At 37.9% G+C, this 13,568-nt stretch carries 14 protein-coding genes, 1 tRNA gene and 3 pseudogenes; 4 read left to right on the forward strand and 14 right to left on the reverse strand.

The features are described 5' to 3' along the window. Window positions 1-11: 11 nt before the first annotated feature. Complete coding sequence (locus tag B9T30_RS00320) at window positions 12-920, reverse strand: polyprenyl synthetase family protein (RefSeq protein ID WP_086183280.1); 909 nt, start codon at window positions 918-920, stop codon at window positions 12-14. Window positions 921-1,148: 228 nt separating this feature from the next. Next, window positions 1,149-2,342, reverse strand: a complete 1,194-nt coding sequence (gene prpF, locus B9T30_RS00325; RefSeq protein ID WP_086183281.1) for a 2-methylaconitate cis-trans isomerase PrpF — start codon at window positions 2,340-2,342, stop codon at window positions 1,149-1,151. Window positions 2,343-2,674: 332 nt separating this feature from the next. Between prpF and B9T30_RS00330 the strand changes: the two genes are divergently transcribed. The 4 genes and pseudogenes from B9T30_RS00330 to B9T30_RS16590 form a co-directional block, all read left to right on the forward strand. Continuing rightward, the gene (locus tag B9T30_RS00330) at window positions 2,675-4,030 is read left to right on the forward strand and encodes an amino acid permease (RefSeq protein WP_086183282.1); all 1,356 of its coding nucleotides are present in this window, start codon (window positions 2,675-2,677) and stop codon (window positions 4,028-4,030) included. A 90-nt stretch (window positions 4,031-4,120) separates the two neighbouring features. Beyond that, window positions 4,121-4,196: transfer RNA gene (locus B9T30_RS00335), tRNA-Arg, on the forward strand. Between the two features lie 203 nt (window positions 4,197-4,399). After that, window positions 4,400-4,621: pseudogene (locus B9T30_RS16585) on the forward strand (integrase); the annotation flags it as partial. Between the two features lie 82 nt (window positions 4,622-4,703). After that, window positions 4,704-4,814 (forward strand): annotated as a pseudogene (locus B9T30_RS16590) (transcriptional regulator); the annotation flags it as partial. Window positions 4,815-4,987: 173 nt separating this feature from the next. Here the strand turns inward: B9T30_RS16590 and arsH are convergent. The 12 genes and pseudogenes from arsH to B9T30_RS16780 form a co-directional block, all read right to left on the reverse strand. Then, window positions 4,988-5,692, reverse strand: coding sequence for an arsenical resistance protein ArsH (gene arsH / locus B9T30_RS00350; protein WP_086183283.1), 705 nt, complete (start codon window positions 5,690-5,692; stop codon window positions 4,988-4,990). 4 nt (window positions 5,693-5,696) lie between these two features. Continuing rightward, window positions 5,697-6,737 carry an ACR3 family arsenite efflux transporter gene (gene arsB / locus B9T30_RS00355; protein ID WP_086183284.1) on the reverse strand — a complete coding sequence of 347 codons (1,041 nt, stop codon included), beginning with the start codon at window positions 6,735-6,737 and terminating at the stop codon, window positions 5,697-5,699. Between the two features lie 5 nt (window positions 6,738-6,742). Then, window positions 6,743-7,216, reverse strand: a complete 474-nt coding sequence (locus tag B9T30_RS00360) for an arsenate reductase ArsC (RefSeq protein ID WP_086183285.1) — start codon at window positions 7,214-7,216, stop codon at window positions 6,743-6,745. Window positions 7,217-7,222: 6 nt separating this feature from the next. Continuing rightward, window positions 7,223-7,543 (reverse strand): metalloregulator ArsR/SmtB family transcription factor, encoded by a 321-nt coding sequence (locus tag B9T30_RS00365; protein WP_086164393.1) that lies wholly within the window; start codon window positions 7,541-7,543, stop codon window positions 7,223-7,225. Window positions 7,544-7,600: 57 nt separating this feature from the next. After that, the gene (gene arsC / locus B9T30_RS00370; protein WP_086183286.1) at window positions 7,601-8,035 is read right to left on the reverse strand and encodes an arsenate reductase (glutaredoxin); all 435 of its coding nucleotides are present in this window, start codon (window positions 8,033-8,035) and stop codon (window positions 7,601-7,603) included. Window positions 8,036-8,296: 261 nt separating this feature from the next. After that, entirely contained in the window at window positions 8,297-8,854 is a 558-nt protein-coding gene (locus B9T30_RS00375) for a hypothetical protein (protein WP_086183287.1), read from the reverse strand. A gap of 1,031 nt (window positions 8,855-9,885) precedes the next feature. Next, the gene (locus B9T30_RS00380) at window positions 9,886-10,098 is read right to left on the reverse strand and encodes a hypothetical protein (RefSeq protein WP_086183288.1); all 213 of its coding nucleotides are present in this window, start codon (window positions 10,096-10,098) and stop codon (window positions 9,886-9,888) included. Window positions 10,099-10,651: 553 nt separating this feature from the next. Then, a pseudogene (locus tag B9T30_RS16595) lies at window positions 10,652-10,780 on the reverse strand (DcaP family trimeric outer membrane transporter); the annotation flags it as partial. A gap of 190 nt (window positions 10,781-10,970) precedes the next feature. Beyond that, window positions 10,971-11,129 (reverse strand): hypothetical protein, encoded by a 159-nt coding sequence (locus tag B9T30_RS16825; protein WP_244516288.1) that lies wholly within the window; start codon window positions 11,127-11,129, stop codon window positions 10,971-10,973. Between the two features lie 60 nt (window positions 11,130-11,189). Next, complete coding sequence (locus B9T30_RS16830) at window positions 11,190-11,324, reverse strand: hypothetical protein (protein WP_413772543.1); 135 nt, start codon at window positions 11,322-11,324, stop codon at window positions 11,190-11,192. Between the two features lie 496 nt (window positions 11,325-11,820). After that, entirely contained in the window at window positions 11,821-12,387 is a 567-nt protein-coding gene (locus B9T30_RS00395; protein WP_086183290.1) for a hypothetical protein, read from the reverse strand. 884 nt (window positions 12,388-13,271) lie between these two features. Further along, entirely contained in the window at window positions 13,272-13,403 is a 132-nt protein-coding gene (locus B9T30_RS16780; protein WP_264754372.1) for a hypothetical protein, read from the reverse strand. Window positions 13,404-13,568: the final 165 nt, after the last annotated feature.

The following is a 13,568-nucleotide window of genomic DNA, read 5'->3' on the forward strand; positions in this document are numbered from 1 at the left end:
TACATGCTTTTTTAGCTTTTGCGTGACAATAAAAATTGTGAAATTTGATTCAGTTCTACTGCATTGTCACCAAAAATAGCCAAAGCATTCAATGCCTGATCATGCAACTCTTTGGCATAGGCTTGTGCATTGTCTAAACCCATTAATGCAGGATAAGTCGATTTATCAACTTGTTGATCTTTGCCTGCGGTTTTACCCAGTACGGCTGTATCGGAAATAATATCCAAAATGTCATCTTGTACTTGGAAGGCCAATCCAATCGCTTGAGCATATTCACGTAACTTAGGAATGGCTTGATCTGTTCCCTCAAATACAGTGACAGCAGCCATCATCACCGCAGCAGAAATAAGTGCGCCAGTTTTATTACGATGAATATTTTCCAGAGCCTGTTGATTGACATGCTGCCCTTCAGCTTGTAAATCAAGCACCTGACCACAGACCATTTTCGAACTGGCCGTTGCCAAAATTTGCATCTGTTTTAACACAATTGCAGAATTAACTGCCGGCCCTTGATCAAACAAACGACTGCCCAATATTTCAAATGCCATCGACTGTAAAATATCGCCAGCAAGTAAAGCCGTATCTTCACCAAAAGCCACATGACAGGTCGGTTGACCACGACGCAGTAAATCATTATCCATGCAGGGTAAATCATCGTGTGCCAGTGAATAGCAATGGATCATTTCAATGGCAACTGCCGCACGACGCACCGCAGCAGAATGAGCATTTGGCTTGATGGCAGCCGTTGCATAACAAAGCGCTGGGCGTATGCGTTTACCACCGAGCATCACGGTATGATGCACCGCGCCTTTGAGTGGTTCTGGAATAGAAAATGCGTCTAATGCCGTCAATAAATCTTGTTGAATACGTTGCTGTGCTTGGGTTAGTACATGTGCATGTACGTCAGTTAAAGATGACACATTCGCCTCGAATACTTTGCTTTGGTGAGTAAATCTAAACCAACAGAAATACTGCTAGATCTAGCTTAAGCTAATATACAGCGCTCTTGTCATCACGAACAGAGAACTTGCGATTGATCATACACAAGAGAACTGACTTGTCATTGTATTAAGCACCTCGTTTGGCAGCTCAATTTCACAATCACAAAGCGTCATCATACTGCTTTATCGCAAGATTCTCTATCTTGTTTACGACTTCAAACTATCTTCTGGAATACGAACCCAACCTTCCATCAACACTCGTGCACTACGGCTCATCACCGCCTTTTTCACCACCCATTGTCCAGATTCCTGAACGGCGTGTGCGCCAACACGCAATGTGCCCGAAGGATGACCAAAACGTACCGCTTCACGTGCCCCACCACCGGCAGCTAAATTCACCAAAGTACCGGGAATGGCCGCAGCCGTACCAATGGCAACCGCAGCAGTTCCCATCATGGCATGGTGTAATTTCCCCATCGACAAGGCACGTACCAGTAAATCGACATCTCCCGTTTGAATGTCTTTACCACTCGATGAGGTATAAGCTTTGGGTTGAGAGACAAAAGCAATTTTAGGCGTATGTTGACGTTTTTCAGCTTCGGAAACGTCTTGGATTAAACCCATCTGTTTTGCGCCATAAGCACGGATGGTTTCAAAACGTGCCAGTGCTTGAGCATCTGCATTAATCGCTTCTTGTAATTCGGTTCCTTCATAACCAATATCTTCTGCATTTAAGAAAATGGTTGGAATACCAGCATTAATAAAAGTGGCTTGGAAAGTCCCGATATTGGGTACTTCAAAAGTATCGACCACATTTCCTGTCGGAAACATTGCGCTGCCATCTTCACCATCATCGGCAGGGTCTAAAAATTCAATCTGTACTTCTGCTGCGGGGAATGTCACACCATCGAGTTCAAAATCACCGGTTTCTTGAACTTTCCCATGGGTAATCGGCACATGCGCAATAATGGTTTTTTCAATATTGACTTGCCAAATACGCACCGTACAGATGCCATTTTCAGGAATACGCTCTGCACTGACCAAGCCATTGGAAATGGCAAATGAACCGACCGCAGCAGTTAAATTGCCACAATTGCCACTCCAATCCACAAAAGGTTGATCAATAGCCACCTGACCAAACAAATAATCCACATCATGATCGGGTTGTGAACTTTTCGCCAAGATCACAGTTTTACTGGTACTTGAACTTGCTCCCCCCATACCATCAATTTGCTTGCCATATGGATCTGGACTACCAATCACACGTAACAATAATTGATCACGGATGTGTCCAGCTTTCTGCGCAGCTTCGGGTAAGTCATCGACTTTAAAGAAAACACCTTTACTGGTACCACCACGCATATAAGTTGCTGGAATTTTTATTTGAGGAGCAAAACTCATTTTTATTGAATCCTTCATATTTATCATTGTGTTAAGTCAAACAGTCTGATTTAACTAAGGCTCATCATACCTTTTTTCTATATCTATACGTGAAATACAGGACTTAAGTCTAAAAAAACACCATTTGTGAACGTCCAGTTTTCAAATAGAGCCTACAGTTCGATAATTTAAATAAAATTAATATATTGATTCATATATTTTTTATTTGTTATTTTGTAAACATTATTTTTTATACAAATAATAACTTTTTTTCATGAATCTTGAGCTACTATGCGATTTCTTCCCGATCTATTACAATCGGAAACACTTATCCATTGTCGGGCTGAAATAACTTGAATAAAGAGTCGTCTCAACTTCAGCGTGGCTTAAAGAACCGTCACATCCAACTCATCGCCATGGGCGGAGCTATTGGTACAGGCTTATTCTTAGGTTCCGCACAGGTGATTCAATCTGCAGGTCCTTCCATCATTTTGGGTTATGCCATTGGTGGTTTGATTGCATTTTTAATCATGCGTCAACTGGGTGAAATGATCGTACATGAGCCTGTAGCAGGATCATTTAGCCATTTTGCCTTTAAATATTGGGGGAAATTCCCCGGCTTTCTAGCGGGTTGGAATTATTGGATCTTATATATTTTAGTCGCCATGACCGAACTGACGGCTGTTGCAAAATATATTAATTACTGGTGGCCTTTTATTCCTGCATGGGCTTCAGTACTGTTCTTTTTCATCGTCATTACTTTGGTCAATCTCGGCAATGTAAAATTTTATGGTGAATCAGAGTTTTGGCTTTCCATCATCAAGGTCACTGCAATTGTATCGATGATCATTTTCGGTTTGTATTTACTGCTCACCGCTGATGCTGGTTCAACCTCTTCATTTTCTAATCTTTGGACACATGGTGGATTTTTCCCGAATGGTTTTGAAGGTTTATTCTATATGCTTGCCTTCCTCATGTTCGCCTTTGGTGGTATTGAGCTGATTGGTATGGCGGCTGCGGAAGCTAAAGACCCTGAAAAAACCATTCCCAAAGCCATTAACCAAGTGGTTTTCCGTATTCTACTGTTCTACATTGGTTCACTAACGATCCTTTTAGCATTAGTGCCATGGGATCAGCTTGACTTAGGTGGTCTGGATAAAAGTCCATTTGTGATGATTTTCAGTCAACTGGGTATAGGCTGGGCAGCGCATTTATTGAATTTCATTATTTTAACTGCCGCACTTTCTGTTTATAACAGTGGGATGTATGCCAATAGTCGTATGCTTTATGGCTTAGCACAACAAGGCAATGCACCTAAAATCTTTAATCGTGTGAATAAACAAGGTGTACCTATTCCTGCTGTTTTATTCTCGGCTTTGTTAATTTTTGGCTGCGTATTGTTAAACTACTTTGTTCCAGAAGATGCCTTAAGTCACTTGATGTATGTTGTGGTTGGTGCATTAGTACTGAACTGGGCCATGATTACCTTGACTCACTTGAAATTTAGACAAGCGATTAAACAAGCATCCATTCAAACCAAGTTCCCTGCACTTTGGGCACCTATCAGTAATTATATAGTACTGATTTTTATTGCAACCGTACTTTATATTATGTGGATGCAAGGCTTTAAAGAATCCGTACTGATGATTCCGATCTGGATTGTGGTGATGTTCGGCTTATTTAAAGTAATGAAGCTGAATAAATCTTAAGCAAAACGATAAAGATCTGTCTTTTAAAAAGTTATTGTTTCGACAATAACTTTTTTTTTATGTCTATTTGCGCTAAATTAGCTGCGCATTGTGCCCTTAGCTTAACTGGATAGAGCAGTTGCCTCCTAAGTGACCGACGCGGGTTCGACTCCCGCAGGGCGCACCATTTTATGGTTTATATTTAACTTTTCCGATCCACACTACAAATAAATAATATTAAAATCAACAGATTAAAAACACATCCATTCTAAATAAGCCGATAAAGCCCCCCCCCCTGAGAAAGCTTAAAAATTTTCTGATGGTAAAAGCTTAGTTTTAATCACCTCTAAGACTGGTGATAAAAGCTGAAGATTTGATTACTCACGCCCTTATACCAGTGAACAAGCATATGGACATGATTTTCGTGCCTCAGCAGGTACAATTTTAGAAGATTTTTTGGAGTTTCCAATTGAGCTAATTAAGCAGCAGCTTGCTCATAAGATAAAAGATATGCATGGTCGTACTTACAACAGAACCAAGCATTTAGAGAAAAGAAAAGTGATGATGCAGAAATGGGCGGATTACTGTGATGGATTAAAGATCTGTTTCTAAAAATTATATAAATACTGATTACCCTCGCGAAATTTTCGAGCATATTCTTGTTGTTATATTTACTCTTTTAACCGTCCGAGCTTGCTTACTAGAAAGCTGGGAAAGAAGCGTTCGGTATCCGGTAAGTTCAGCACAGTCTTTAATAAAATTATTTATTAAGTCACCGCAATTTGTATTAGCTAATCTTAACTAAAAAAAAGACTATGCTAAAGCATGGTCTTTTTTAAGGAAATAAAACAAATCAGACATTTATTTTATTGAGTAATATTCAATAGTTAAGATATTTTTTAGCATTCGAGATCATCTTACAACTTAAATCAAGTAAAGCTAATTTAAAGAATCAGTTATATGTTATTTTTAGATACTTTAAAGACTACGTTGATTGACACGTTTTGAAAGTTCTTCGGCAGACTCTTTTCGCTCAGAATAACGATCTGTGAGGTACTGACTTTGCCCACGGGTCAGTAAGGTGAATTTATATAATTCTTCCATCACATCGACAATTCGATCGTAGAAAGCTGAAGGCTTCATCCTGCCATCTTCTTCAAACTCTAGAAATGCTTTTGGAATTGAGGATTGATTCGGGATGGTGATCATCCGCATCCAGCGACCTAAAATACGCATTTGATTCACGCTGTTAAAAGACTGTGATCCACCACTGACTTGCATCAGAGCCAATGTTTTCCCCTGAGTTGCACGAATCGCACCACCAGCCAGCGGAATCCAATCGATTTGAGATTTAAAAATAGAACTCATGGAGCCATGACGTTCAGGTGAGCACCAGACCATGCCCTCTGACCATGCCAATAACTCATGCAATTCTTTCACTTTAGGATGTTCAGTATCTGCATCTTCAGGTAAAGGCAGTCCTTTAGGATGAAAGATTTTTACTTCGGCACCAAAATACTCCAAGATACGGCCTGCTTCCATCACGGCTAAACGACTGTATGAACGCTCTCGATTTGATCCATACAGCAGCAAAATACGCGGTGAATGAGCAAGTTCTTTTGCTTGAACTTTTTCAAAGGTCGGTGGCTCAAGAAGATCTAGATCTACGTTTGGGAGATTCATAGCATTAGGCCTCTTTAAAGTATTTTTTTCTAAGCCAGAGTGAAATACTCACTAAGGCAATCAACACAGGAACTTCAACCAATGGACCAATGACCGTGGTAAAAGCAACAGGTGAAGCTAAACCAAAAGTTGCAATTGCAACAGCAAGTGCTAATTCAAAGTTGTTTCCAGCCGCAGTAAACGAGATTGCTGCTGTTTTAGGATAATCATTGCCCATCCATTTGCTCATAAAAAAGCTAATGAAGAACATCAAGACAAAGTAAATCGTTAAAGGAATCGCGATTCGTAAAACATCCATTGGTAGACTTACAACATCACCACCTTTTAGGCTAAACATGGCCAAAATCGTGAACAGCAATGCAATCAAACTCAGAGGACTGATTTTTGGAATGAACTTGGTTTGATACCATTCCACGCCTTTTTGTTTCACCAAAATTAATCGCGTTAAGAAACCCAATAAAAACGGAATACCGAGATAAACCAGAACAGCATGGGTAATGGTCCAAAAATCGACATTGATGACTTGCCCTGCAATCCCAAAGTAGGGTGGTAAGAAAGTCAAGAATAGCCAAGCATAAGTACTAAAGAATAAAATTTGAAAAATACTATTAAAAGCGACCAGCGCCGCAACGTATTGATTATCACCACAGGCCAACCCATTCCAAACCAGAACCATCGCAATGCATCGCGCTAAGCCAATCAGGATTACGCCCGTCATGTATTCTGGATAACTATGCAAAAATATGATTGCCAATACAAACATGAGCACGGGAGCGATCAGCCAGTTTTGTACTAAGGATAGAGTTAGTGTTTTCTTGTCCTTAAAGACTTGCGGCAACGTCGCATAGTCCACTTTTGCCAGTGGCGGATACATCATTAGAATAAGACCAATCGCAATTGGAATATTCACCGAATCAATACTTAATTTATTGAGTGCGTCAGAGGCTTGAGGGAAAAAGTTTCCTATTGCAATACCTAACGCCATGGCAATAAAAATCCATAGTGTCAGATTACGATCTAAAAAAGACAAGCGTTTTTCAGACATTTCACTTACTCAATATTCGAAATTTGATTAATTGCTGCAATCAATTCTGAGCGAGATAATTCATCTATATTTAGTTTAAATAAAGCAGCTAAACGACGATTGATATGCTCGACTGTAACTTGAAATGCTTTTAATTTTTCTTCTTTCGGCAAATCTAAATGTGAAGGATCAGCTAACCCCCAATGTGCCTTAATCGCACCCCCCAAATAAAGCGGACATGCCTCTTGAGCAGCCGAATCACATACGGTAATCACCACATCTGGTTGATATTGTTCGCAGTCATCGATGGTTTTACTCCACAAACCCTCAGTTGAAAGACCTAAGTTTTCTAGAGTTTCAATGGTGAGTGGATGCACTTGTCCAGATGGTTTACTGCCTGCACTATAAGCTTTCCAACCTTCAGGTGCGCGACTATTAAAAAGCACTTCTGATAAAATACTGCGACAGCTATTTCCAGTACATAAAAAAAGAAATTTCATATTGTTCTACTCGCAATAACTATTGATTTGCTGAAAAGGTATTTCAACATTTGGCTGTAATTCAGCATTCTTAAGGGTGTTGAGTACTTCTAGACACCAAGCAGGTAAATTTGGATTAATGCTGTAATAAACCCATTGTCCCTGACGTCGGTCTTGCAATAAGCCCAAAGTACGTAATAATGCTAAATGACGAGAAATTTTGGGCTGACTGAGCTGTAATTTTTCAGTTAAGTCACAGACACACTGCTCATTATTTCCAACAACCAACATGACAATGTTGAATCGAGTTTCATCAGCCAAACATTTAAAAAAATTGATTTGATCCATATTTTCACTCACTCAAACATATGGATATATTAATATTCACATATATCCATTAAATTTTTATTTCAATCGCTGCCCATTTGCATCAATCACCTGCTCACCATCTTCTTTGGTAAAAGCATTCTTTTGAGCTAATGGTAAAATATCTAAAACCACTTCTGATGGACGACTTAAGCGAGTGCCTAATTCAGTGACGACGAATGGACGATTAATTAAAATGGGATACAACTGCATAAAATCTAGAAGTTGTTCATCTGACCAACGTTCTTGATCAAGTTCAAGTTCCGAATATGGTGCAACGTTCTTACGAATCGCCTCTCTTACCATTAAACCTGCATCAGCAATCAGTTGAGTCAGTTCAGCTTTAGATGGAGGGTTAACTAAATATTCAATCACTTCAGGTTCAATATTGGCATTGCGGATTAAAGCAAGTGTATTACGTGATGTACCACAATCAGGATTGTGATACATCTTAACCTTAGAAGTAGCAGTCATTTGCTCAAACTCAACAAAATATTTATATATATTTATATACGAATAATCATATATATGCAAATCCATATTTCCTGATTTAATAAAATTTTATCTCGATAAAATAATTCTTAAGACTGAAAAGCCAATGATCAAAAAATACGACACGATGAATGGACTAAATTTGTCTAGGCGAGTGGTAACAGTCCAAGCTTCATATTGAAAAAATCATCGTACTCTTAGCCCGCGCCTTTTATTCAAAGACAGCAGGCTATAGCAATTCTGTTAAAATCTGCGCTGTGAATCCAAATGATCCAGCTTATTATACTGCTGTTGCATATCATTAAATGCGTCAGAAAAACCAATTAATGAAACTTCATTTACAACAGGTTTAGCCGTATTAAATGCATTAAACTCTGTTTTCACTTCGAAGCCTCGCTTGAACTGATCTATAATTGTTTGAGCATCGCGGTATAGACCCTCGCGCGTCTGCCAAATACTATTATTATCAACTTTAAGCAGTGTAATCGAGTTTTTTTCATGCTTCATGCCAACACTTAAGCTGTAATTATCATTCATACGCATTACCGTAATATGATTTTTACGCATTGTGCAAATTTTAGTACCTTCACTGCTTTTTACCCAGCATTGAATATTCCAACTTGCACGCCCTAATAATTGATTTTCAGATTTTTCAAGAGAATCATTTGTACGCTGATAATCTACCCGCTGTATTAAATAGCTCAACCGATCGTTATTCATGCTTGTAGTTGCAGCCCCCGCTACATTTGCAATCGTTAAACCTAAAATCACCCCAAAAAAAATATAAGTATTATTTAACATTAGTTTATATAAAAAGCCAAATTAAGCACACTATAACAAACTTTTAATTTTTCATACCTTATACAATGATTTTATTTACTAAACCCCAAATACATGATTCATTACTCTGTTGAATATAAAAAAGTGTCTTTCCTATAATGACTTTTTCATTGAAAACATAATTGAAGGTTCCTTCCCCTATTAACTGCTGGCTGTATAAATCAATAAAAGTATTTATTTACCATCATGAATTTTCCTCTAACCTTAAGAACGACATGGGTAAAGTTAAGTACTCAAGCCTGATTATATCTGCTACTCAGGATCAGGTTCGCTCAACTAAGAAAGCAACCGAGCTGTATAATCAAATTCTAAATACTCGTTTAGAAACAATAGAAAATATAGGTCATATAATTCCAATTGAATAACCTAGAGTATTAGCATCTCAAATTTTAAATTGCTTGGAAGATCAAAATTTACAATAAAAAATAGGAAATTAAATAAATGGGAACTACATATATTTTTACTTAATTTGCATCTGAATTTAACATCACCAAAAATAAGCAATAAAAAAACCCCGACATCCTGTCGGGGTTTTTCGTATTAGGTGCTTTGGTATGACTCCTGTCTTACCTACATTCCTTGTCGCTTATTTTTTTATTGTTATTTGGAGCATCCTGCTCTCTATGTCCCCATGATAGTAAATTGAGTTGAAGTCGCATAGCCGCAAAAGACCTGAATTTGTGTGCGCTTAGGCGTACACAAATGCTTAAATCCCCCCCCAAGATTTATCCACATAAATTTGGGGATGGTTTGGGCAATCGATGGATAATGCACAACAGAGTGTTATATTGATTATTTATTGGTAAAAGATATCAAATTGGGATAAAAAAAGCCGACTTGTTTCCAAGCCAGCTTTTTTCTATTTTTGAGGTCGATCTAAATTTTTAACAAAATAAAAAACAAAGCTATTTTAGGTCGCGTTTCATATAGCACCATTATATTCAATGGGTAAAATTAATACTGAAAATAAAGTTCGATTTTTATGCAAAGACTTAGAAATCAGGTTTGTTTTTTCCGAACCAGTTATACATAGCAGTCCCCCAAACCAACCCCATAATAATACTAATAAAAACCAATCCCCCTCCTGATCCAAAAGGAATAGTTTCTTCTTTAATATGGACTTGCCATATATAAGAAATTAGGGCAAAACTTAGCCAAAAACAGAGTCCACCTTTAACTAGAATCCATTTAAGCTTTTCATTCATTTTAGATTTCTCAACTTTAAAACAAGATATCTCTGCCAAAAAAGTAAAGCCCCAGCAAAAATACATATATATGTTTTGTTTTCAATTGATAGGGCTAGAAATGTAAAAGCCACAGCAAATAAGAAAGAAAGGATCAAATGAGTTGTCTTACTAAATTTAGAAACTATTGCCAATTCGAGTTCAAGTAACTTATCTAATATTTTCATCATAAAAAGTATAAATAATTATTATTATCAATTATATCAGAAATGAATTTTCAAAATTATCTAAAATTAACATAATAAAACTTATACGAAATGCTTAAACTTTCCTTTAGCATCATCACTTTAGCTTAAGCCGTGACAGTAATGATTGTATTGTCATGGTTTTTATCTGACTTTTACTGTTCCACACCTAATATTGAAAAGCTACTTTAAAGCACTTTGTTTAAATCAGTGCTATTGATAATAGTTTTGTTTAACTTATAGATAGACAACATTTAAATAAATTAAATCTTATTTTGAATAAAAAATATTTAACCACAAACAGTCAATAACTCTCAGAAATCATAAATTTATGTGAAATTTACACGGTTATCAATCCCTTTTTGATCTGTAAAGGTTTTACGTTCACCATACATATATTCAACACCTAAATTAATCGGTTTCACTGGGTTATAGAACATATTAATCCAACCTTCTTTTAACTCTTTATTTTAAGTTAAAAGAAGGTTCGATTAAATCAGCAAAATGATTGCCAGTATTTGCTCGCATCGGTTGTAAAGTTCTGAATCCCTGAAGTCGTTACGGTTTCAGCTTTAGAGTCTTCTAAGCTAAAAACCAGATTCATATTTTTATCCACAGCATAACTATATTTAACTTGTGGAACACGTGTTAAAGCCCCCCTCTAAAAAGTGATGCATCTACCGTTTCAGGGAAATATTCAACTGCATTAAAGTTTGACCATGTTTGCCCAACTAACCATTGGTCATAGGTTAAATATGCATGACGAATACGGAATGTGTCACGACCAGCACCACCCAAAAAGTCCATTTCAACTTTACCGCCAACGCTGTGATCACCATTTTTTGGAGTTTTAAAATTGAAACCAAATCACGTTGCATTCAAGGTACTTTGAAATTTATCAGAATTATTTCCTTCATTTACAATACCTTCTAAAGGTACAGCACTAATATAGTTATACATGGTGCTTGGCCCTTTAAATTGATAGCTCGCATCTGTACGCATATTTTCGTATAGCTCAATTCAGCACCGCCTTTCGTCACTAGCTGCTTGAGATCAGTTTTTAGCGCTGATTTTTCTTTCAATATTGGCAGCTCTACAGGAATTTTTTCACTGGTCTATTTTTGCTGTTGCATTAAACTCTGCAACTCCTGAACTTGCTGCTGTAAATGTGTGACTTGTTGCTCTAAAGTCATTACTGCATCGCTTGCAGATGGTGTCAGTTAAAGCATTGAAATGATAAATTTATGGCTAATTATTAAAAAATTAATTTTCTGACTGCTCGCTAATGATTTTAAAAATATTTGTGTAGGCAAAATCTTGTTCTATCCCTAGCCCAATTTAAATTTCAGCGGTCGCTGAACGCGATCCGCTGGAATGAAGGATGATGTCATTTGGTAATATATCAGACCGTACCAAATCATGACTGCGACTCGATCAGCCATAAATAGGCTCTGGGTGTTCTCACCATTGAATCAGGTGAAGATCCCCCATATCAATGTCACTTGACCGGAATCATTAAGTGTTGGTAAGGCGTTCCTGGCCACATCACGTAAGGGATAGCAGTGTCTGGCTGAGCACTCTTTGGGTACATGTCGTAGAAGCTGGATTCTGCACCAACTATCATGACATGAGGGCCTGTCTTGATCCAATGGTTACCAGCAGTGGGGTTCTTGGCATAAGGATCCATATTACTGGCATCGGTGCCACCTGCCAGCATATACATAAAACCAACCTTACCCACCGTCGGTGTTTTATGGCCAATCCAAGCTTCAGCCCACTCCAGAGCGGCCTTGTCCATGCACATCGGATCGGGGCCAGGAGTAGCCGGGTTATCGGGCATACAGGTAAAGGCATTATTGCCTTTTCGCAAGGTGCGCATCTGTCCATCGGCACCCATAGCCACAACGGTGGCCGCTGCGCCCACTTTTTTCGGTGCTGCACTTATTGCACTAGCGATGGCTTGCTTATCAGCCCCACCTTTGACCCTCATTTGATCGGCGGCGAAAGCTGTGGATGTAGACAGTGCAATCCATCCAGCCACCATCAACACTTTAGGGAAATTCATAGCACGTTCTCCTTGCATCATGAGTGAAAATACCTAGAAGACGGCTGGATTAGACCCACCAATCGAGCGAGCAACACGCTTTTGCTCTATATGGTTGTCAGCACAGAACGATAAAAAGCTGGCATATACTAGAGGTCAGCGTAGCATCACTGTCATGCAATACCCGTGTGAAGCACATGTCCTTCACGACAAAATCAGATCTGACGTTTCAATTATGTACTGCAATGGCTGTATGCTCACCTAGAACTGTTGTTACTAAACAGGAAATAGGTACAGGAATGCCTTAAACCCAGCAACAAGAATAGCTAAACTAAATACTATAAGGACGCGTGCTGTAGCATTTACACAGGTTGTTCGAAACAAAAAATCACGTTTGTGAGATCTAATTAAAGTTAAACAACACATTTCTCATCTACTTAAAACTAAAATGAAGCATAACCATTCTTGTGTAGATTAATTTTTAATCATATTTAATTGTTACGTCAACATGATGTACCACAATGCACAGATTCCATAACAAATAAGATCATTACAACAAAATAGCTTACAAAGCGAGTAAAGCTGCATCGTTAAAAATTTAAATGATATTTAACTGAATATGCTCATAATTTAGTATATCGACCACACAAAAATAGTCACTTAACGCATTCATTGCAATTGAGATGCAATCAATACAACCTTCTTTACTAAAAGTTTAGATACCCATCAAACTGTGTAATTTGTATGTATTTTAATCATACTACATTTCATTTTTTACATCTAACTTAGAGTTTGAACCGTTATTACTTCTTGAGACTCATATGTTAAAAAGTAACCCGAAGATCTTATTGCCCAATAGATTTATCATTCGAATGCAATTGAAGCGATGACCTTAACGCTCTAACTCAAAAGGTGATACGACGATAAGGTCTATACGTCGGTTTCCAGTATTGGATTTCTTCGTATACCTTTAAGGCATTACGAACCTCTTGCACTTTTTTGAGCGAAGCAATAAAGACCACTCCCATCAAGTTCACGATACTCTTTTATATCTGCTTTAAGATTGGCAATTACAATATCAGACAAAGGACGGCATTTTATTTCTGATCTTTTCATTTAACCGTGTATCCCTTCTTGAGTTCAATTTTTATTAAAGGATACATAGAAAGCAACACTATATGCTTTTATGTTTGGTTATGATT

This window comes from Acinetobacter sp. ANC 4973 (genome assembly GCF_002135275.1).
Lineage (GTDB): Bacteria > Pseudomonadota > Gammaproteobacteria > Pseudomonadales > Moraxellaceae > Acinetobacter > Acinetobacter kyonggiensis.

Bases quoted from the DNA above. Each gene is read 5' to 3' on its own strand.
- prpF (WP_086183281.1), bottom strand. From the start codon at position 2,342: ATGAGTTTTGCTCCTCAAATAAAAATTCCAGCAACTTATATGCGTGGT.
- arsH (WP_086183283.1), bottom strand. From the start codon at position 5,692: ATGAATCTCCCAAACGTAGATCTAGATCTTCTTGAGCCACCGACCTTT.
- arsB (WP_086183284.1), bottom strand. From the start codon at position 6,737: ATGTCTGAAAAACGCTTGTCTTTTTTAGATCGTAATCTGACACTATGG.
- B9T30_RS00360 (WP_086183285.1), bottom strand. From the start codon at position 7,216: ATGAAATTTCTTTTTTTATGTACTGGAAATAGCTGTCGCAGTATTTTA.
- B9T30_RS00365 (WP_086164393.1), bottom strand. From the start codon at position 7,543: ATGGATCAAATCAATTTTTTTAAATGTTTGGCTGATGAAACTCGATTC.
- arsC (WP_086183286.1), bottom strand. From the start codon at position 8,035: ATGACTGCTACTTCTAAGGTTAAGATGTATCACAATCCTGATTGTGGT.
- B9T30_RS00375 (WP_086183287.1), bottom strand. From the start codon at position 8,854: ATGTTAAATAATACTTATATTTTTTTTGGGGTGATTTTAGGTTTAACG.
- B9T30_RS00380 (WP_086183288.1), bottom strand. From the start codon at position 10,098: ATGAATGAAAAGCTTAAATGGATTCTAGTTAAAGGTGGACTCTGTTTT.
- B9T30_RS16825 (WP_244516288.1), bottom strand. From the start codon at position 11,129: ATGGACTTTTTGGGTGGTGCTGGTCGTGACACATTCCGTATTCGTCAT.
- B9T30_RS16830 (WP_413772543.1), bottom strand. From the start codon at position 11,324: ATGCGTACAGATGCGAGCTATCAATTTAAAGGGCCAAGCACCATGTAT.
- B9T30_RS00395 (WP_086183290.1), bottom strand. From the start codon at position 12,387: ATGAATTTCCCTAAAGTGTTGATGGTGGCTGGATGGATTGCACTGTCT.